Genomic DNA, 16,724 nt, shown 5'->3' on the forward strand with positions numbered 1-16,724 from the left:
CGAGGGAGGATCGGTGCGGTATCGGCTTCTTGGGCCACTGCAGATCTGGCGTGAGGGCGTGGAACTGCGGCTCGGCGGGCCCCGGCAACGGGCGCTGCTCGCGGCGTTGGCCCTGCACGTCAACGAGACGGTCAGCTTTGAACACTTGAGTGAAGCGGTGTGGGAATCTCCGCCCGCCGCGCCTGAGTCGAACATCCGCACCTACGTCGCGGCGTTGCGCAAGCTCGTGGTCGACGACCTCGTCACGGTTCCCGGCGGCTATCGGCTGAAGGTGCCCGCGGACGAGGTCGACGTCCGCGTCTTCGAGCAGCTGTGCGGCGCGGGCGACGAGGCGCTGCGGCAAGGCGATCACCGCGAGGCCGTGCGGCAGTACGAGCAGGCGCTCGCGTTGTGGCGGGGCCCGGCGCTCGACGGCCTCACGGTCGGCGCGCGGCTGGTGGCCGAGCTGACGTTGTTGCAGGAGCGGCGGCTGACGGTCGCCGAGCAGCACGCGCGGCTCGCGATCGAGCTCGGCCAGGGTGAGCGGCTGATCGCGGAGCTGCGCAGGCTGACCAAGCAGTTCCCGCTCCGGGAACAGCTCTGGTTGCAGCTCATGCACGCGTTGCAACGGGCGGGTCGACCGGCCGAGGCGTTGCAGGCGTTCGAGGACCTCCGCGTCCTGCTGGCCGACGAGCTGGGTACGGATCCTGGCTCTGACCTGCGCGAACTGCACGGCCGTCTGCTCAGGGGCGACGAGCCGAGGCCGGCGTTGAACACGTTGCCGCGCGACGTCGCGGACTTCACCGGGCGCGCCGCCGAGATGGAACGGCTGACCAGGGCCGTCACCGGACGGTCGGCCGTGGTGATCTCTGCGATCGACGGCATGCCGGGCGTAGGCAAGACGACGCTCGCCATCCACCTCGCGCACCGGCTGGAGTACCCGGACGGGCAGCTGTTCATCGACCTGCACGCGCACACCGCGGGCCGTCAGCCAGTGCTGCCAACGGATGCGCTCGACGTGCTGCTGCGCGCGCTCGGCCTGGAGGAGATCCCGGTCGGCCTGGACGAGCGGGCCGCGTTGTGGCGGCTGGAGCTGTCCCGCAGGAAGCTCCTGGTGGTGCTCGACAACGCGGCCAGCGCCGATCAGGTGCGCCCGTTGCTGCCGGGCATGCCGGGCTCGTTGGTGCTGGTCACCTCCCGTGCGCGGCTGGTCGAGCTGGAAGGCACCTCGACGCTCACGCTGGACGTGCTGTCCGAGAACGAGGCGCTGCAACTGTTCGCCACGATCGTCGGCGACGAGCGCGGCACGGACGAGGCGGCCCGCGAAGTCGTCGAACTGTGCGGCAGGTTGCCACTGGCCGTGCGACTCGCGGCGGGCCGGTTGCGGTCACGGCCGACCTGGACCACCGCCCACCTCGCGACGCGGCTGCGCGAGGGACGATTATCCGAACTGGACGCTGTCTTCGCGTTGTCGTTCGGCCAGCTGCCGGAAAGCCACCAGCGGCTGTTCGCGTTGCTGGGCCTGCACCACGGCACGGACTTCGACGTCCACCAGGCCGCGGCGCTCGGCGATCTCGACGTGCTGGAGTGCGACGGCATGCTCGAGGACCTCGTCGACGTCCACCTGCTCGAAGCCACGACGCTCGGCCGGTACCGGATGCACGACCTGTTGCGGCAGTACGCGCAGTCCAAGGTGGATGGTCGGCGTGAGCCGCTGACCAGGCTGCTGGACCACTTCCTGGACACCGCGAACCAGGCGACGCGGCTGATGTCGCCCGCCGCTCGCAAGTTCGAGGTCGACATCACCTACCGGCCCGAGTCACGGCTCGTGCTGCGCGACTACGACCACGCGGTGGAGTGGCTGGAGACCGAACGCCAGACGCTCGTGGCCGCCGTTGCGCTGTCGTTGGACGGTGACTGGCGCACACACACTTGGCAGCTCGCGCGCGCGATGACGTTCTTCTGCATGGTGCGCGGCCACACACGTGACTGGGAGACGATCAACGAGCTGGCGCTGGAAGCCGCGAAGGACAACGCCTTCGCGACCGCGATCACCACCAAGCAGTACGCGATGGTGTTCTGGCAGACCGGGCGGTACTCCGAGGCCATCCACCACAACGAGCGCGCGATCGAGTTGCTGCGCGAGCAGGGCGACCTGCAGGGTGTGGCGGGCACGCTGAACAACCTGTCGCTGGTCTACCGGACGCTGGAACGTCACGCCGAGGCCGCTGACCTGCTGGAACAGGCGATCACGGTGGCGCGCGAGCTGGGTGACCGGCACCTGGAGTCGCAGGCGATGAGCAACGTCAGCAACATCTACCGCGCACTCGGCCGCTTCGATGAGGCGTTGGAGGCGTGCAACGGCGCGTTGGTGCTCATGCGCGAGATGGGCAGCCGTCGGGACGAGGCTGACACCCAGAGCGCGTTGGGCATGATCCTGCACGCCATGGGTCGGCACGACGAGGCTTTGGACGCGTTGAGGTCGGCTTTGGGCGCGGTGCGGGCGATCGGTGACGTGACGACCGAGACCGTGGTGCTGAATTACCTGGGCGAGGTGCTGACCGAGGCCGGACGTCCCGGGGAGGCGCTGGTTCCGTTGCGCGAGGCGTTGGAGCTGGCGGAACGGATCGACGACCGGCGCGAGGCCGCGAATGCGCACAAGAACCTGGCGCGGGCGGTGGCGGATCCGGCTGAGGCAGCCAGACACGCGAAAGAGGCGGACGAGAGGTTCGCGGCGCTCGGCACGGAGTGACGCCACGTCGATGAAGGGAACCTTCCTACAGCTGAGGTGGAGGAAGGTTCCCTTCATCGACGGCACGTGGGCCTTGTGTGCCTCCTGGTCGGAGGGCGCCGCGGGGGAGGCCGTCCCGGAGCAGCGGGAGCAGGTTGGGGTGCTTGCTCATCAGCACGGCGGCGGTTCCGTTGCGCTGCTGGATCCGTCGGCAGAAGTGCGGCGACAACGGGACACCCAGGTACGCCTCCGCCCGCGGCCCGTAGACGACCCGCGAGCCGAGTCCGCACCACGCGGCCGCGACCGGGCCGTCGTCCCAGATGTAGCCCTCCACGTACACCGCGCCCTGCAGCCGCAACGCCTCGCTGAAGGCCACGCTGAACGCTACGTGCGGCGCCACCCGCATAGAAGCGTCGGCGGCCCACCACGTGCCGATGTCGAGCACGAGGCCTTCCACGCTCGCGTGCGCCCACTCGGAGTCGTCCACGAGCGTGCGGAACGGTGCCTCCAGCTCGACGAGAGCCGCGGTGAGCTCCTCCACCCGCTCATGGTGCGGTGTGGCGTGGAATCTCGCTGTCCGAAGTGGACGCTCAGTTCTTGGACGACGTGATCGTGACCGGGATCGTCACCGTCACCGTGCCCGCGGTGCCCGTGATCGTCCCGTCGCCCGCCTTCGGCCCTGCCTGCAACCGGGCCTTGAACGTGATGGTCTGACCCGGCGCCAGCGTCTGGCCGCCGGTGCACGTGACGGTGCCCTTGCCCGCCGGGCAGCCGACGGACCCCTCCGGCACCTTGCCCGGGCCGACCGTCTTGATCTTGTCCGGCAGGTTCAGCGTCAGCGTCGGCACCTGGGTCGGCGCGGTGCCGGTGTTGGTGATGGCGATCGTCATGTCGTCGGGCGGGCCCTCGGTGGTCATGGCGATGTTGTTCGGTGCGGCGCTACCGGACAGCTTCGCGGCACCGCCCGCGGCCTGGCTGGTCGTGGGCGCGGGTCCGTTGGTCGGGTTGGTCCCGCCCTGGTCGGTCGCCGGTACTCCGGAACCGGCGGTGGTGCCGCTGGGGGCCACGCCGGACGTCGGCGTGGTGCCGGACGACCCGACCGGTGCCTGCCCGGTCGCGGGGGCCGTGGTGATCACCGGGGCGGCGCCGGGGGCGGTGGTCGAACCGTTGTCCGACGTCATGACCCCGGAGCCCGCGACGACCACGACCGCGGCGGCGGACGCGGCCACGCCGAGCCAGGAGGTCGTGCTGAGCGAGATCGCCGCGCCCTTGGCCGTCGCGGCCGCCAGGTAGCCCGCGGTGCCGGTGCCGAGCACGATCGGCGCGACGAGACCGCGCAGCGCGCCGTTCACGTCGGCCAGTTCGCTCGCGAGCTTGCGGCATTCGGCGCAGTCGTCCATGTGCGAGTCGAGCTGCACGGCCTCGCGGCCCTTGAGCCCGCCTCGCGTCCACGCGCCGAGCTTCGTCACCGTCGCGCGGCACCGTTCCGCCGGTTCCTGGGCCACGTGGGCCTGCAGGAACGCCTTGCGCAGGCCTTCGCGGGCGCGGAACGCCATCGCGGAGACGCCGTTCGCGGTGAGTCCCAGCAGCGGCGCGATCTCGCCGGGCGACTGGCCTTCGATCGCGGTGTGCCACAGGACCGTCTGCCAGCGCTCGGGCAGCGACGCGAACGCCGACGCCGCCAGCGCCTGGTCCAGGTCCTCGACGGCCTTGTCGCGGAACGGCACGCTCGTCGCCCGCGTGGCGCCGGGGACTTCCTCGACGTTGCCGGCCAGTTCGAGCCGTTTCTCCTTGCGGGTTCTGTCATATGCCGCGTGCCGTACGGCCGTCAGCAGGTACGGCCGGAACGCCGCACCCGGACCGCCGCCGGTGCGCAACGCGGCGAGCACCTTGGCGAACGCGTCCGACACCAGGTCGTCCGCGTCGGAGGACGAGGTCGACAGCTGCATCGCGAGCAGGCTGGCGGCTCTGACGTGACGCTCGTAGAGCTTTCCGTAAGCCTCGACCTTGCCGTCGCGCACGGCATCTATCAGGTCGGCGTCCGACGGCGGTCGCCCACGCTGCCCGATCAAAGATGCCGCCTTACGTCATGCCCACCACTGATACGCGGACCCTATCGAGATGACTCAACACGAACAATCCACGCATCCGAACCTGATGTAATAAAAGAGGTTTAGGACCGGTCTAAGTCTTGACCAAGTCGGGTCGGATGGCCCTATCGCTCACTTACGTTGCGTGTCGTGACGGACTTCCTGACCCCGGTGCGCGTGGCGGTGCCCATCGAGCGGCACAGCCTGCTCTCCGACCGCCGTGCCCTCGCCCTGGTCACGCCCGACGCGGACGTGACGTGGTTGTGCCACCCCTCGCCGGACTCTCCCGCGTTGTTCGCCGCGCTGCTCGGCGGTTCCGGGCATTTCTCGGTGAGGCCCCAGAAGGACCAGCTGCCGTTGGGCCAACGGTATGCACCGGGCACGATGACCGTGCAAACCCGTTGGACGGGTTTGCGGGTGACCGACCATTTGGCCTCAAGTCTGGTGCGGACGGTCGAAGGCCGCGTTCCCGCGCTCGTGGAGTTCGCGCCACGTCCCGATTTCGGCCGTGCGCACGTGGTCCTGGAGAAGATCGACGACGGGCTGCGCGTCGCGGGAACGCCGATCGTGCTGCGTTCGCCCGGTGTGGACTGGCAGATCGGCGACGGCACCGCGACCGCCGTGGTCACGCCGCCTTTCGTGCTGGAGCTCGGGCTCGGTCCCGAACCGTCCGAAGTGGACACGGATTGGCCCGATTGGTCAGCGTCGCTGCGACTGCCGGCGGTGTGCACCGATCTCGTGCTGAGATCCGCACTTACGTTGCGCGCATTGTGTCACCGCGACACCGGCGCGGTGCTCGCCGCCGCCACGACGTCGCTGCCAGAGCAGATCGGCGGCGTCCGCAACTGGGACTACCGCTACTGCTGGCTGCGCGACGCGGCCTTGACCGTGCAAGCACTGGTGTCGCTGGGATCTCTGACGGAGGCCTCGGCGTTCCTGGACTGGTTCTGCGGTGTGCTCGCCACCGTGCCGGGTCCCGAACACCTCACCCCGCTCTACACGGTCCGCGGTACCGCTCTCGGTCCGGAGCAGGTGATCGACAACCTGCCCGGCTACGCGGGGTCCGGACCCGTCCGCGTCGGCAACCTCGCCGACTCCCAGGTGCAGCTCGACGTGTTCGGCCCGATCACCGACCTCGTGCACGACCTCGCTCTGGCCGTGGGCTCGTTGTCCGATCGGTGCTGGGAGATCGTGACCGCGATGGTCGAGGCCGTCTCCCGCCGCTGGGACGAGCCGGACCACGGCATCTGGGAGGAACGCCACGTGCCGCGCCACCGCGTGTACTCGCGGGTGATGTGCTGGCAGACCCTCGACCGCGCGATCACGCTCGCGACCCGGTTCGGCCGTCCTCAGCACGCGGACTGGCTCGTGCTGCGCGACAAGATCGCCGCCGACGTGCTCGACCACGGCTGGAACCCGGACGTCCGCGCCTTCACCGCGGCCTACGACGGCACCGACCTCGACGCCGCGTCCCTGCACGTGGGTCTTTCGGGCCTCCTCGACCCGTCCGACGAGCGCTTCCACGCCACCGTCGTCGCGGTCGAGGAGACCCTGCGCAGCGGCCCGACCGTCTACCGGTACTTGCGCGACGACGGCCTGCCCGGCGACGAGGGCGGCTTCCACCTCTGCACGGCCTGGCTGATCGAGGCCTACCTGCGGGTGGGCAGGCGTGCCGACGCCGAGGAGCTGTTCGAGAGCTTCGTCCGGCTGGCCGGGCCGACGGGACTGCTGCCGGAGGAGTACGACCCGGTCGCCGAACGATCGCTGGGCAACCACCCTCAGGCCTACTCGCACCTCGGCCTGATCCGGTGCGCCCGGTTGCTCAGCAGGGACCGACCTTGAGCTCGGGAATCGGTGCGAGCCGCGCGAGCTCCGCCTTGAGCTTCGTGATCTCGCTCTTCAGCGCGCCGACCTCGTCGCCCGCCCTCTTCAGGATCTCCGCCTGGGCGAAGAAGTAGCTGTCGACGATGCTCCGCCAGCTCTGGCCCTTGATCTCGGTGATCTCCTGCTTCACGTCCTCCTCCAGCGCCGCGCCGGCCACCTTGTCGACCAACGTCGCCATCCCGGCGGCCACGGCGGGGGCGACGACCGACGAGCCTCCCGCGGTCACGGCGGTCAGTGCCGTGGCGGCGATGACGCTGATCGCGGCGGCGAGGATCTTGCCGGTGGGGGTGTCACTCGCGTAGTGCTTGGTGTGGAAGGCGTCGACGAGTTGCTTCATCGCCTCGTCGAGGCGCTGCCGCGAGGCCTTGATCGTGCTCGCGTACCGGAGCAGCACCACCGCCATCTGCGCGGTGATCTCGGCGTGCTTCTTCGCGTAGGTGTTGATCGCGCCCAGGAAGTCGCCCGCGTTGGTGCACGCCGTGCTGTTGTCCCAGTACTTGCGCACGTCCTCGAAACCACCGGCCAGCCGGTCGCTCCAGTCCTCGACCCGCCAGGACGCGTTGATCAGTCCCTGCCCGGTGAGGTGCATGATCGTGGCGTCGCCCAGTTTCTGACCGGAGAGGCCCTGGGCCGGGTCGAAGAACTGCTCGACGTAGAGGCCCTGGATCACCGACTCCGTGGTGACCGGGTTCTCCTGCTCCCACTGCTTGCTGCGGCGCGGGAACTCCTCCTTGTCGCCGGAGGGGTAGACGTAGATGCGCCAGTAGTCGTGCTGCTCCGGATGCAGCAGCCAGTCGGCCCACACGGAGATCTCGGGGCTGTGGTGGAAGTCGAGGTCGAGGTTGTACTTCTCCGGCGCGTCGAGGTCCGGTTTCCGGTCAGGCGGTGCCATGTCCGCCTCCGAACAGGCCCTCGATGCGCCGGAACGAGTGCAGCACCTCGTCTTCCGCCCGGAGATAGGTGTCCTTCGTCTGCATCAGCTTGTCCCGGAACCCGACGATCTTGTTGAGCATGTCCTGCTGCCCGGCGGTGATCTGCTGGTGCAGCGCGAAGAACTCGCCCAGCATCTCTTTGGACGTCGTCGTGAACCTCGTGCTGCCGGGCATGTGTGCCTGGCCCACCAAGGTGTCCATCGACGCGTGGGTCATCGCTTGCAACTCTGTGGCCGTGGTGGTCATGTCCGTGATGGCCTTGTCGACCACGTTCTTCACGTAGTCCTCAATCGTCTGTGGCGCAACGGCGAAGCCCGCGCCCATCCCCAGCTCCATGGCGTCCCCTTCCGTCTGGAGTGGAGCCGAGTATTCATCAACAGGTGATCGACAACTGCTGATCGGAGAAGTTGACGGGCGCGGGCTCGGGCTCAGTGGCAGTGGCCGTCGCGGCCGAGGGTTGTCTCGGGAGTCACGCCGGGCCGGGTCCACTGCGCGGCGGGCCTGCCGGTCGGTCCCCAGGTCGGGTTGCCGTTGACGTCCGTGCGCCAGAACCAGCCGGGGTCACGTCCCTCCGGCCAGCCGTCGGGCATCGACTCCCACTTCTCGCCACGGCCGTACGGCGTCATGTCGAGCAGCCCCAGCGACCCGTTGACCCGCTCGGTTCCGCGCCCGGTCGACCGGTAGGTCAGGAACACCCGCTCGCCGTCACGCAGGAAGCACGAGAGGTACCCCATGTCGCCACCGATCGGCGCGGGCACGTCCTGCACCGAGTACCAGGGCTGCCGGTAGCCCATGAACTCCACGAACGGCGCCACCTCGTCCCACGCGCCCACGGTCAGGATCGCGAACGACACCCCGCGTGCGTGCAGGTAGGAGGCGTCGGACAGGTGCCAGGGCACCCACGTGCAGCCCTCGCACTGGCCCTGGTGCGGCGCCCCGTCCCACCACATGTGCTGGTAGACGACGAGCTCGTCGCGTCCCTCGAACAGGTCGAGGAACGGCACCGGTCCGCCGGCACCCGTGACCAGGGCTTTGCCGTCGATCTCGACCATCGGCAACCGCCTGCGAGCCGCGGCGATGGCATCTCCTTCGTGCGTGTGCGCCTTCTCCCGGACCAGCAGCTCATCCCGTGCGGCTTCCCAGGTCGAGAAGTCGACGATGGGTGGGCGTGTCATGGCGTTCCTCCAATGTCCGCTTCCACTTGCACAAGACACGTCGAAGCTGGAAACGCCTTCTCGACATCACGGATGGCCGCGCCACAACCTCCACGCTCGGGGACTCGCGGGGGAGTGGTGGCTGTTCGCCTCGCCGAACCGCAGCCGCACCCGTGCGCCGCCGAGCCGGCCGCGTTCCAGGTGGATCGTGCCGCCGGTGGCCTCCGCGGCGGCACGGGCGATGTCCAGGCCGAGCCCGGTCGACCCGCCGCCACTGCTGCCGCGGTGCAACGCCGACGACGGATCCGCCACGCCCGTCCCGCCGTCCTCGACCACCAACGTCACCCACCCGGCGTGCCGCACCACCGACACCCCGACCGGAGCGGCGACCGGAGTGTGCCGGAAGACGTTCTCCAGCAACGCGTCCACCACCGCGCCCAGTGCGTCGGGCGCCAGCGGCACCCAGGCGGGTTCGCCGACGTCGACCTCCAGCATCCGCCCCTGGTTGGCGGCGTGCGCGGACCAGAACGCCATGCGTGCCTCGACCACCGACGCGACGTCGCACGTGCTGGCCGAGGAACCCTCCTCCGGTTGCAACGCCTGGATGATCCGGTCGACGTCGTGCCCCAAGGTGCTGACGGCACTGCGAATCCGGTCGGCCACCGGACCGGAGCCCACCGCGTCGGCGTCCAGCCTCAAGGCCGCCAACGGAGTGCGCAGCCGGTGCGAGACGTCCGCGATCATCTCGCGTTCCTTGGCCAGCAACGAGGAAGTCCGCTCGGTGGCCGCGTTGATCGACCCGGCCAGTGCTTCGAGCTCCTGCGGGCCCGTCAACCGCACTCGTCGTCCGGCCGAGGAAGCCAGCACTCGCAAGGCGTTCAACACCGACGTGAAAGGCCGATGGCCCAACCACACCGCCACTCCCAACGCGACCACCGCCACGCCGAGCACCAAGGACAGCGTGCCGAAGGGAAACGGCACAGCAGCGGGCACGACCGACACCACAGCCCCGTCGACAGAAGCGACCGGTGACCCGCCACCGGCTCCGAGCCGGGTGCCGTCCGCCAGAACGACCGACAGCCGTCCCTCAGCTCCGGCAGCGGTGCGCGCGATCGTTCCCCTGATGTCGTCGGCGTCGGCGGAAACCGCGAGCACAGCGGCCACCACGGCGACATCGCGCTGATCAGCCGACGACGCCTCGGAAGCAGCCTGCGTGAACACCAAGAACCCAGCAGTGGCAAGGAAAGCCACCGTCACCAACCCGGCCGCGAGCAGCAGCGCACGGGTGATGACCGATCTCATTCCGGCGCCGCCAGCTTGAACCCCACGCCCCGGATCGTGTGCAGATAACGAGGACAAGCCGCGGTTTCGCCGAGCTTGCGCCGCAACCACGACGCGTGCACGTCGATCGTCTTGTCATCGCCGACGTACGGATGCCCCCACACGGCCTGGATGAGCTCCCGCCGCGAGATCACCCGCCCCGGCCGTTGCGCGAGATACGCGAGCAGGTCGAACTCACGCCTGCTCAACGCGAGCACGCTGTCACCGAGCGTGGCCACGCGCTGGGCGAGATCGACCGAAAGCTCACCGAGAACCACGACCTCGGACGACGCGACAGCAGAACCACCCGTTCGCCGCAGCAGCGCGTTGATCCGCGCGGCCAGGTGCTCGGACGAGAACGGCTTCACGATGTAGTCGTCCGCACCGGCGTTCAACGTGCTCACGACCGAGCTCTCGGCGCCACGAGCCGTGGCCACGATGACCGGCACGTTCGACACCCCGCGCAGCATCCGCAGGGCAGCGACCCCGTCCAGATCCGGCAGTCCCAGATCGAGTATCACCAGGTCGAGCTCGTTCGTTCCGGCCTCGCGCAACGCGGCCACGGCGGTGCCGACGGCCTGCACGACGTGCCCGAGGTCGGTCAGCGCGTGCACGAGCGCCGCCTGGACCACCGGGTCGTCCTCGACCACCAGCACCTTCGACATACACGCAGCGTAAGCAGCGAACCCGCCGATTGGTATGGGTGTTTCGAGCTTATCGAGATCGTGTTTCGTCCTTAAATCTTCCTTAGGGATGGCGGCCCTACGGTCTGCAGTCACACCGAACCAGGGAGTTCACGTGGCAGAAGTCGTTCTGACGGGTCTGGGCAAGGCGTACGGCGACGGCACGCGCGCCGTCACCGACCTGAACCTGGAGATCCGCGACGGGGAGTTCCTGGTGCTCGTCGGCCCGTCCGGCTGCGGCAAGACCACGGCGCTGCGGATGATCGCCGGACTGGAGCAGATCACCGAGGGCACCATCCGCATCGGCGAGCAGGTCGTCAACGAGGTGCCGTCCCGTGACCGCGACGTGGCGATGGTGTTCCAGTCGTACGCGCTCTACCCGCACCTGAACGTGTACGACAACATCGCGTTCGGTCTCACGTTGCGCAAGCTGAACAAGAAGGAGATCGACCACCGGGTCCGCGAGGTCGCCGACGTGCTCGAACTGACCGAGCACCTCGACCGCAAGCCCCGCAACCTCTCCGGTGGCCAACGGCAGCGCGTCGCGATGGGCAGGGCGATCGTGCGGGCGCCCCAGGCGTTCCTGATGGACGAGCCGCTGTCCAATCTGGACGCCAAGCTGCGCGTGCAGATGCGGGCCCAGATCGCCCGGATCCAGCGCGAGATCGGCGTGACGACCGTGTACGTGACGCACGACCAGACCGAGGCCATGACCCTGGGCGATCGCGTCGCGGTGATGAGGCGCGGCGTGCTGCAACAGGTCGGGCCGCCGCAGGAGCTCTACGACCGGCCGGTGAACCTGTTCGTCGCCGGGTTCATCGGCTCGCCGGGCATGAACCTGGTGTCCGCGCGGCTCGACGAGAACGACGGCCGTTTCTGGGTCTCGCTCAACTCCGATGCCCTGTTGCTGCCGGAATCGGTGCTGCGGCAACGGCCTGCCTTGAAGCAGTACGTCGGCCGCGATGTCGTGGTCGGCATCCGGCCCGAGGACATGGAGGACACGGCCCTCGCGGACGCTCGCGAAGGCCAGATCCTGCACTCCGTCGCCGACCTGGTCGAGGCGATGGGCTCGGACGTCCTCGTGCACTTCCCGGTCGACGTCCCGCCCGTCGTCACCGACGACACCCGTGAGCTCGCGCAGGACGCCGGTACCGACGATCTGCCGAAGACCGGCGGCAAGGGAACCGTCCTCGTCGGACGGTTCAGCCCGCGCACCCGCATCTACGAAGGACAACCCGTCGCCGCCTGGGTGGACACCTCCCGGCTGCACTTCTTCGACCCGGCCACCGGGTCCTCGATCTGGAAGTAGGACTTCGATGAGGAAGCAGTTGATCGCACTGCTCGCGTTCACCGCAGTCGCAGGAGTCAGTGCGTGCTCGGGAGGTGCCGCGGGGACCAGCTCGGACCTGAAGGGACAGACGGTCGAGATCGTCGGCCCGTGGACCGGTGACGAGCAGAAGAACTTCGAGAAGGTGCTGGAGGCCTTCAAGTCGAAGACCGGCGCCGACGTCAAGTACACACCGGCCGGCGACGAGCTCCCGACCGTGCTGCAGACCAGAGTCTCCGGTGGCACACCGCCGAACGTCGCGTTGATCGCCCAACCGGGCCTGGTCGCCCAGTTCGCCAAGGCCGGTGCGCTGAAGCCGGTCGGCGCCGAGGTCGACAAGGCCGTCACCGAGCACAACGCGGCCGTGTGGAAGCAGTTCGCGAGCGTCGACGGCAAGCTCTACGGCTTCACCTTCAAGACCGCCAACAAGTCCGCGTTCTGGTACAGCGAGAAGGCGTTCGGGCAGGTCGGCGCGACTCCGCCGGCGACGTGGGACGACCTCGTCAAGACCAGCAAGGCGATCGCCGAGACGGGTCTCGCGGCGGTGGCGGTCGGCGGTGCGGACGGCTGGACGCTCACCGACTGGTTCGAGAACGTCTACCTGCGCACCGCGGGCCCGGACAACTACGACAAGCTGTCCAAGCACGAGATCCCGTGGACCGATCCTTCCGTGCGGAAAGCGTTGGAGGAACTGGCGAAGCTCTGGGGCGACCCGACGCTGATCGCCGGTGGCGCGCTGCAGACCGAGTTCCCGAAGTCCGTGATCAACGTCTTCGGCGACACACCGAACGCCGCGATGGTGTTCGAAGCGGACTTCGTGGCGAGCGTGATCACCACCAACACGAAGGCGAAGGTCGGGCAGGACGCCAAGTTCTTCCCGTTCCCGTCGGTCGCGGGCAGCAAGGACGCCGTCGTCGCCGGTGGGGACATGGCCGTGCAGTTCAAGGACGACAGGGCGACGACCGAGCTGATGAAGTTCCTGGCCTCGCCGGAGTCCGGTGAGATCTGGGCCGGGCAGGGCGGCTTCCTGTCGCCCAACAAGGACGTCAAGTCGTACCCGGACGACGTCACGCGGGACCTGGCGAAGCGGATCGTCGACGCGGGCGACAACGTTCGGTTCGACATGTCCGACCTGGCGCCGGCCGCGTTCGGCGGCACGAAGGGCGCGGGGGAGTGGAAGGACCTGCAGGACTTCCTCGCCAACCCGAAGGACGTCGACGGCATCATGGCTCGCCTGGAAGTCAACGCGGCCAAGGCTTTCGGCAAATGAGGCTGACGACGAACGTGGACGCCGCGCCGGGGCGCTCGCCCCGGCAGGCGATCCCGTTCCTGCTCCCCGCACTCGTCGTGCTCGCGGCGCTGGTGCTGTACCCGCTGGTGTTCTCGCTGATCCGCAGCTTCTTCGACGCGTCCGGTGACGAGTTCGTCGGCCTGCGCAACTACGTCGACACGTTCACCGACCCGCGGACGCTGATCGCCTTCCGCAACAACGTGATCTGGGTGGTGGTCGCTCCGGCGGCCGTCACCGGCATCGGGTTGATCCTGGCGGTGCTCACCGAACGGATCCGGTGGGCGACCGCGTTCCGGCTGGTGCTGTTCATGCCGATGGCGATCTCGTTGTTCGCGTCGGGCATCATCTTCCGGCTCGTCTACGAGGAAGCACCGAACCAGGGCGTGGTGAACGCGGTTCTGGTCGGCGTGCACGACATGTTCAGCCCGTCGTCGCAGTACCCCGGCGCACGGCCGCGAACCGGTTACACCGCAACGGATGCGGGTTTCGTGGGCGACGCTCCGGTGCAAGCCGGCGACACGGTCATGTTGCCGCTGGTGGGTTTCAGCCCGCAGCAGGTGCCGCCACAGGCACTTCCGGCGTCTACACCCGCTTCGGGCTCGGGAGAGCTGCGCGGTGTGGTGTGGCTGGACGTGTCGGTCGGCGGCAAAGCGGGCAAGGTCGACCCGACCGAGCGCGGACTTCCCGGTGTGGCGGTGGAAGCGGTGCGCGACGGGCAGGTCGTGGCGCGCACGACCACCGGCGACGACGGCAGGTTCACGTTCCCCGACCTGGCTGAAGGCGACGCCGTGGTCCACCTGCCGTCGTCGAACTTCTCGCTGCCGTTCCGCGGGATGACGTGGCTGGGCCCGTCGCTGATCACGCCGGTGATCATCTCGTCGTGGATCTGGATCATGACGGGGTTCGCGATCACGTTCATCGCGGCCGGGCTCTCGGCGATTCCGCGTGACGCCCTCGAAGCCGCGAGAGTCGACGGCGCGACGGAGTGGCAGGTGTTCCGCCGCGTCACGATCCCGCTGCTCTCCCCGGTGCTGCTGGTCGTGTTCGTCACGCTGGTGATCAACGTCCTGAAGATCTTCGAGCTCGTGTTCGTCATCGCCCCCGGCTCGGTGCAGGAAGAGGCGAACGTGCTGGCCCTGCAGATGTGGCAGGTGTCGTTCGGCACGGGCGGCGACCAGGGCGCGGGCAGCGCGCTGGCCGTGATCCTCTTCGTGCTGGTGGCTCCGGCGATGCTGTTCAACATCCGCAGATTCCGACGGGAGCGGTCGTGACCCTGGTGGCAGAAGAGGTCCGCATCGAGGTACCCGTGTCGGGCGCGCCTCGGCGTGGCGTGGTGTCGCGGGTGGCCGGCAGGCTCGGCGACGGCTTCGTGCAGGTGCTGCTCGCGCTGGTGGCGGTGTTCTGGCTGGTTCCGGTGTTCGGCCTGATGGTCGCGTCGTTGCGCGACGAGTCGGCCAACACGTCGAGCGGCTGGTGGACCATCTTCACCAAGCCGGCCGAGCTGACGCTGGACAACTACGCCGACCTCGTGGCGAACCAGGCGGTGTGGCAGTCGTTCCTCAACACCTTCTACATCGCCGTCCCCGCAACGGTTCTGGTCGTCGTGATGGCGTCGCTCGCGTCGTACGCGTTGTCGTGGATCGAGTTCCCGGGCCGCGAGGCGCTGACCGTGGTCGTGGTCGGGCTGCTGGTGATGCCGATCCAGGTCGCGCTGATCCCGGTGGCGAAGCTGTTCGGCGCGTTGGGCCTGTTCGGCACGATCACCGGCGTGGTGCTCTTCCACGTCGCGTTCGGCCTGCCGTTCGCCATCTTCCTGCTGCGCAACTTCTTCGCCGGCATCCCGCGCGACCTGATCGAGGCCGCGCGGATGGACGGCGCCACCGAGTGGGTGATCTTCAAACGCGTGGTGCTCCCGGTCGCCAAGCCCGCGATCGCCTCGCTGACGATCTTCCAGTTCCTCTGGGTCTGGAACGACCTGCTGGTCGCCCTGGTCTTCGCGGACCAGGACTCGGCCCCGATCACGGTGGCGCTGCGGGCTCAGCTGCGGCAGTTCGGCACCAACATCGACATGCTCGCGACCGGCGCGTTCCTGTCGATGATCGTGCCGCTGGCGGTGTTCCTGGTGTTCCAGAAGTACTTCGTGCAGGGCGTGCTGGCGGGCTCGACGAAATGACCGCCGTCGCGCTGCGGGACGTGAGCCTGCGCTACCCCGGTGGCGCGGTGGCGGTGCGGGACGTCAGCCTCACCGTGGCCGACGGCGAGTTCCTGGTGCTCCTGGGCCCGTCCGGGTGCGGCAAGTCGAGCATTCTGCGCATGGTCGCGGGCCTGCAGCGGCCGACCAGCGGCCAGGTGGTGCTCGACGGAGTCCCCGCCGACGACGTCCCTGCTCGGTCGCGTGGTGTCTCCATGGTGTTCCAGGACTTCGCGCTGTACCCGCACCTGACCGTGGCGGACAACATCGGGTTTCCGCTGGATGTCAGCGGTTGTCCACGTGAGGAGCGCGCTGAACGGATCGCGTCTGTTGCTTCGGCGTTCGGCATCGGTGATCTGCTCGGTCGCCGGCCCGCCGAGTTGTCCGGTGGCCAGCGCCAGCGCGCGGCCATGGCGCGTGCGATCGTGCGCGGCCCGCGCGTGCTGCTGATGGACGAACCTCTGTCCAATCTGGACGCCGTGTTGCGGGCTGGTCTGCGCGCCGAGATCGCGGGGATGGCTCGTTCGTTGGGTCTGACCGTGCTGTACGTGACGCACGACCAGATCGAGGCCCAGACCATGGCCGACCGGATCGCGGTGATGCGCGACGGCGTCCTGGAGGACTCCGGCCGGCCGGACGAGGTCTACCGCCATCCCGCGACCATGCACGTGGCGGCGTTCCTAGGTAGCCCGCGGATGAGCCTGTTCAAGGCAGGTGTCCAGGTCGTCGTCGACAGCCACGTGTCGTTGCACGTCGGTGGCCAGGTGATCGACCTCCCGTTGCCCGACATGCGCGCGCGAGCGGTGGCCCACTACGACGGTGAGGACATCGCGGTCGGCGTCCGGACCGAAGGCCTGCGCGCGGCGGCCCCCGGCTCGGCAGGGGTTCTCACAGGTCAGGTGCGTCATCTGGAACACCACGGCCACGAAACGCTGGTGTCGGTCGACGTCGGCGCCTGGGGTGTCGAACCGTGTGGGTCGCACGAGCTGAGAACCGGCGAACTGACGTTGCGGGTGCGTCCGGACGTGCGGCCGGTGCACGGCGACCACGTCGGCGTGCACCTGTCGCTGGAGCAACTGCACTTCTTCGACCTGGGCAACGGCCGTCGCATCGGCCCGCGCACCCGCCGGGGGGTGTGAAGG

Annotated in this window: 13 protein-coding genes and 1 pseudogene; 7 read left to right on the plus strand and 7 right to left on the minus strand. The window is 68.9% G+C overall.

Translation table 11 applies throughout. The features are described from left to right. Positions 1-13: 13 nt before the first annotated feature. Entirely contained in the window at positions 14-2,731 is a 2,718-nt protein-coding gene (locus tag AB0M24_RS11785; protein WP_363764639.1) for a BTAD domain-containing putative transcriptional regulator, read from the plus strand. 25 nt (positions 2,732-2,756) lie between these two features. Here the strand turns inward: AB0M24_RS11785 and AB0M24_RS11790 are convergent, their stop codons facing one another. Further along, positions 2,757-3,251, minus strand: coding sequence for a hypothetical protein (locus AB0M24_RS11790; protein WP_363764642.1), 495 nt, complete (start codon positions 3,249-3,251; stop codon positions 2,757-2,759). Between the two features lie 49 nt (positions 3,252-3,300). Beyond that, a complete protein-coding gene (locus tag AB0M24_RS11795; RefSeq protein WP_363764645.1) occupies positions 3,301-4,731 on the minus strand; it encodes a sigma-70 family RNA polymerase sigma factor in 1,431 nt (476 codons plus the stop codon). 249 nt (positions 4,732-4,980) lie between these two features. Here AB0M24_RS11795 and AB0M24_RS11800 point away from each other — a divergent pair. Further along, positions 4,981-6,642: pseudogene (locus AB0M24_RS11800) on the plus strand (trehalase-like domain-containing protein); the annotation flags it as partial. On the opposite strand, the gene AB0M24_RS11805 reads toward AB0M24_RS11800, so the two are convergent. The 5 genes from AB0M24_RS11805 to AB0M24_RS11825 form a co-directional block, all read right to left on the minus strand. Further along, positions 6,623-7,576 carry a hypothetical protein gene (locus AB0M24_RS11805; RefSeq protein WP_363764648.1) on the minus strand — a complete coding sequence of 318 codons (954 nt, stop codon included), beginning with the start codon at positions 7,574-7,576 and terminating at the stop codon, positions 6,623-6,625. The pseudogene AB0M24_RS11800 and the gene AB0M24_RS11805 sit on opposite strands and share 20 nt — an antisense overlap. Continuing rightward, positions 7,563-7,952 (minus strand): hypothetical protein, encoded by a 390-nt coding sequence (locus AB0M24_RS11810; protein ID WP_363764651.1) that lies wholly within the window; start codon positions 7,950-7,952, stop codon positions 7,563-7,565. Before AB0M24_RS11810 ends, AB0M24_RS11805 begins: the two co-directional genes overlap by 14 nt. Before the next feature lie 92 nt (positions 7,953-8,044). Further along, on the minus strand, positions 8,045-8,791 hold the full coding sequence (locus AB0M24_RS11815; protein WP_363764654.1) for a DUF899 family protein: 747 nt from the start codon (positions 8,789-8,791) through the stop codon (positions 8,045-8,047). A gap of 66 nt (positions 8,792-8,857) precedes the next feature. Continuing rightward, complete coding sequence (locus tag AB0M24_RS11820) at positions 8,858-10,072, minus strand: HAMP domain-containing sensor histidine kinase (RefSeq protein ID WP_363764657.1); 1,215 nt, start codon at positions 10,070-10,072, stop codon at positions 8,858-8,860. Beyond that, entirely contained in the window at positions 10,069-10,755 is a 687-nt protein-coding gene (locus AB0M24_RS11825; protein ID WP_363764660.1) for a response regulator transcription factor, read from the minus strand. Before AB0M24_RS11825 ends, AB0M24_RS11820 begins: the two co-directional genes overlap by 4 nt. Before the next feature lie 133 nt (positions 10,756-10,888). On the opposite strand from AB0M24_RS11825, the gene ugpC reads away from it, so the two are divergent. The 5 genes from ugpC to AB0M24_RS11850 are packed head-to-tail and all read left to right on the plus strand — an operon-like array spanning position 10,889 to position 16,721. Continuing rightward, positions 10,889-12,082 carry a sn-glycerol-3-phosphate ABC transporter ATP-binding protein UgpC gene (ugpC, locus tag AB0M24_RS11830; protein ID WP_363764663.1) on the plus strand — a complete coding sequence of 398 codons (1,194 nt, stop codon included), beginning with the start codon at positions 10,889-10,891 and terminating at the stop codon, positions 12,080-12,082. Positions 12,083-12,089: 7 nt separating this feature from the next. Next, positions 12,090-13,370, plus strand: coding sequence for an ABC transporter substrate-binding protein (locus AB0M24_RS11835; protein WP_363764666.1), 1,281 nt, complete (start codon positions 12,090-12,092; stop codon positions 13,368-13,370). Next, entirely contained in the window at positions 13,367-14,662 is a 1,296-nt protein-coding gene (locus AB0M24_RS11840; protein ID WP_363764669.1) for an ABC transporter permease subunit, read from the plus strand. Before AB0M24_RS11835 ends, AB0M24_RS11840 begins: the two co-directional genes overlap by 4 nt. Further along, on the plus strand, positions 14,659-15,564 hold the full coding sequence (locus tag AB0M24_RS11845; RefSeq protein ID WP_363764672.1) for a carbohydrate ABC transporter permease: 906 nt from the start codon (positions 14,659-14,661) through the stop codon (positions 15,562-15,564). Before AB0M24_RS11840 ends, AB0M24_RS11845 begins: the two co-directional genes overlap by 4 nt. After that, the gene (locus tag AB0M24_RS11850) at positions 15,561-16,721 is read left to right on the plus strand and encodes an ABC transporter ATP-binding protein (RefSeq protein ID WP_363764675.1); all 1,161 of its coding nucleotides are present in this window, start codon (positions 15,561-15,563) and stop codon (positions 16,719-16,721) included. The genes AB0M24_RS11845 and AB0M24_RS11850 overlap by 4 nt, the downstream gene beginning before the upstream one ends. Positions 16,722-16,724: the final 3 nt, after the last annotated feature.

It is taken from the genome of Lentzea sp. NPDC051838 (assembly GCF_040681245.1).
In the GTDB taxonomy this organism is placed as follows: domain Bacteria; phylum Actinomycetota; class Actinomycetes; order Mycobacteriales; family Pseudonocardiaceae; genus Lentzea.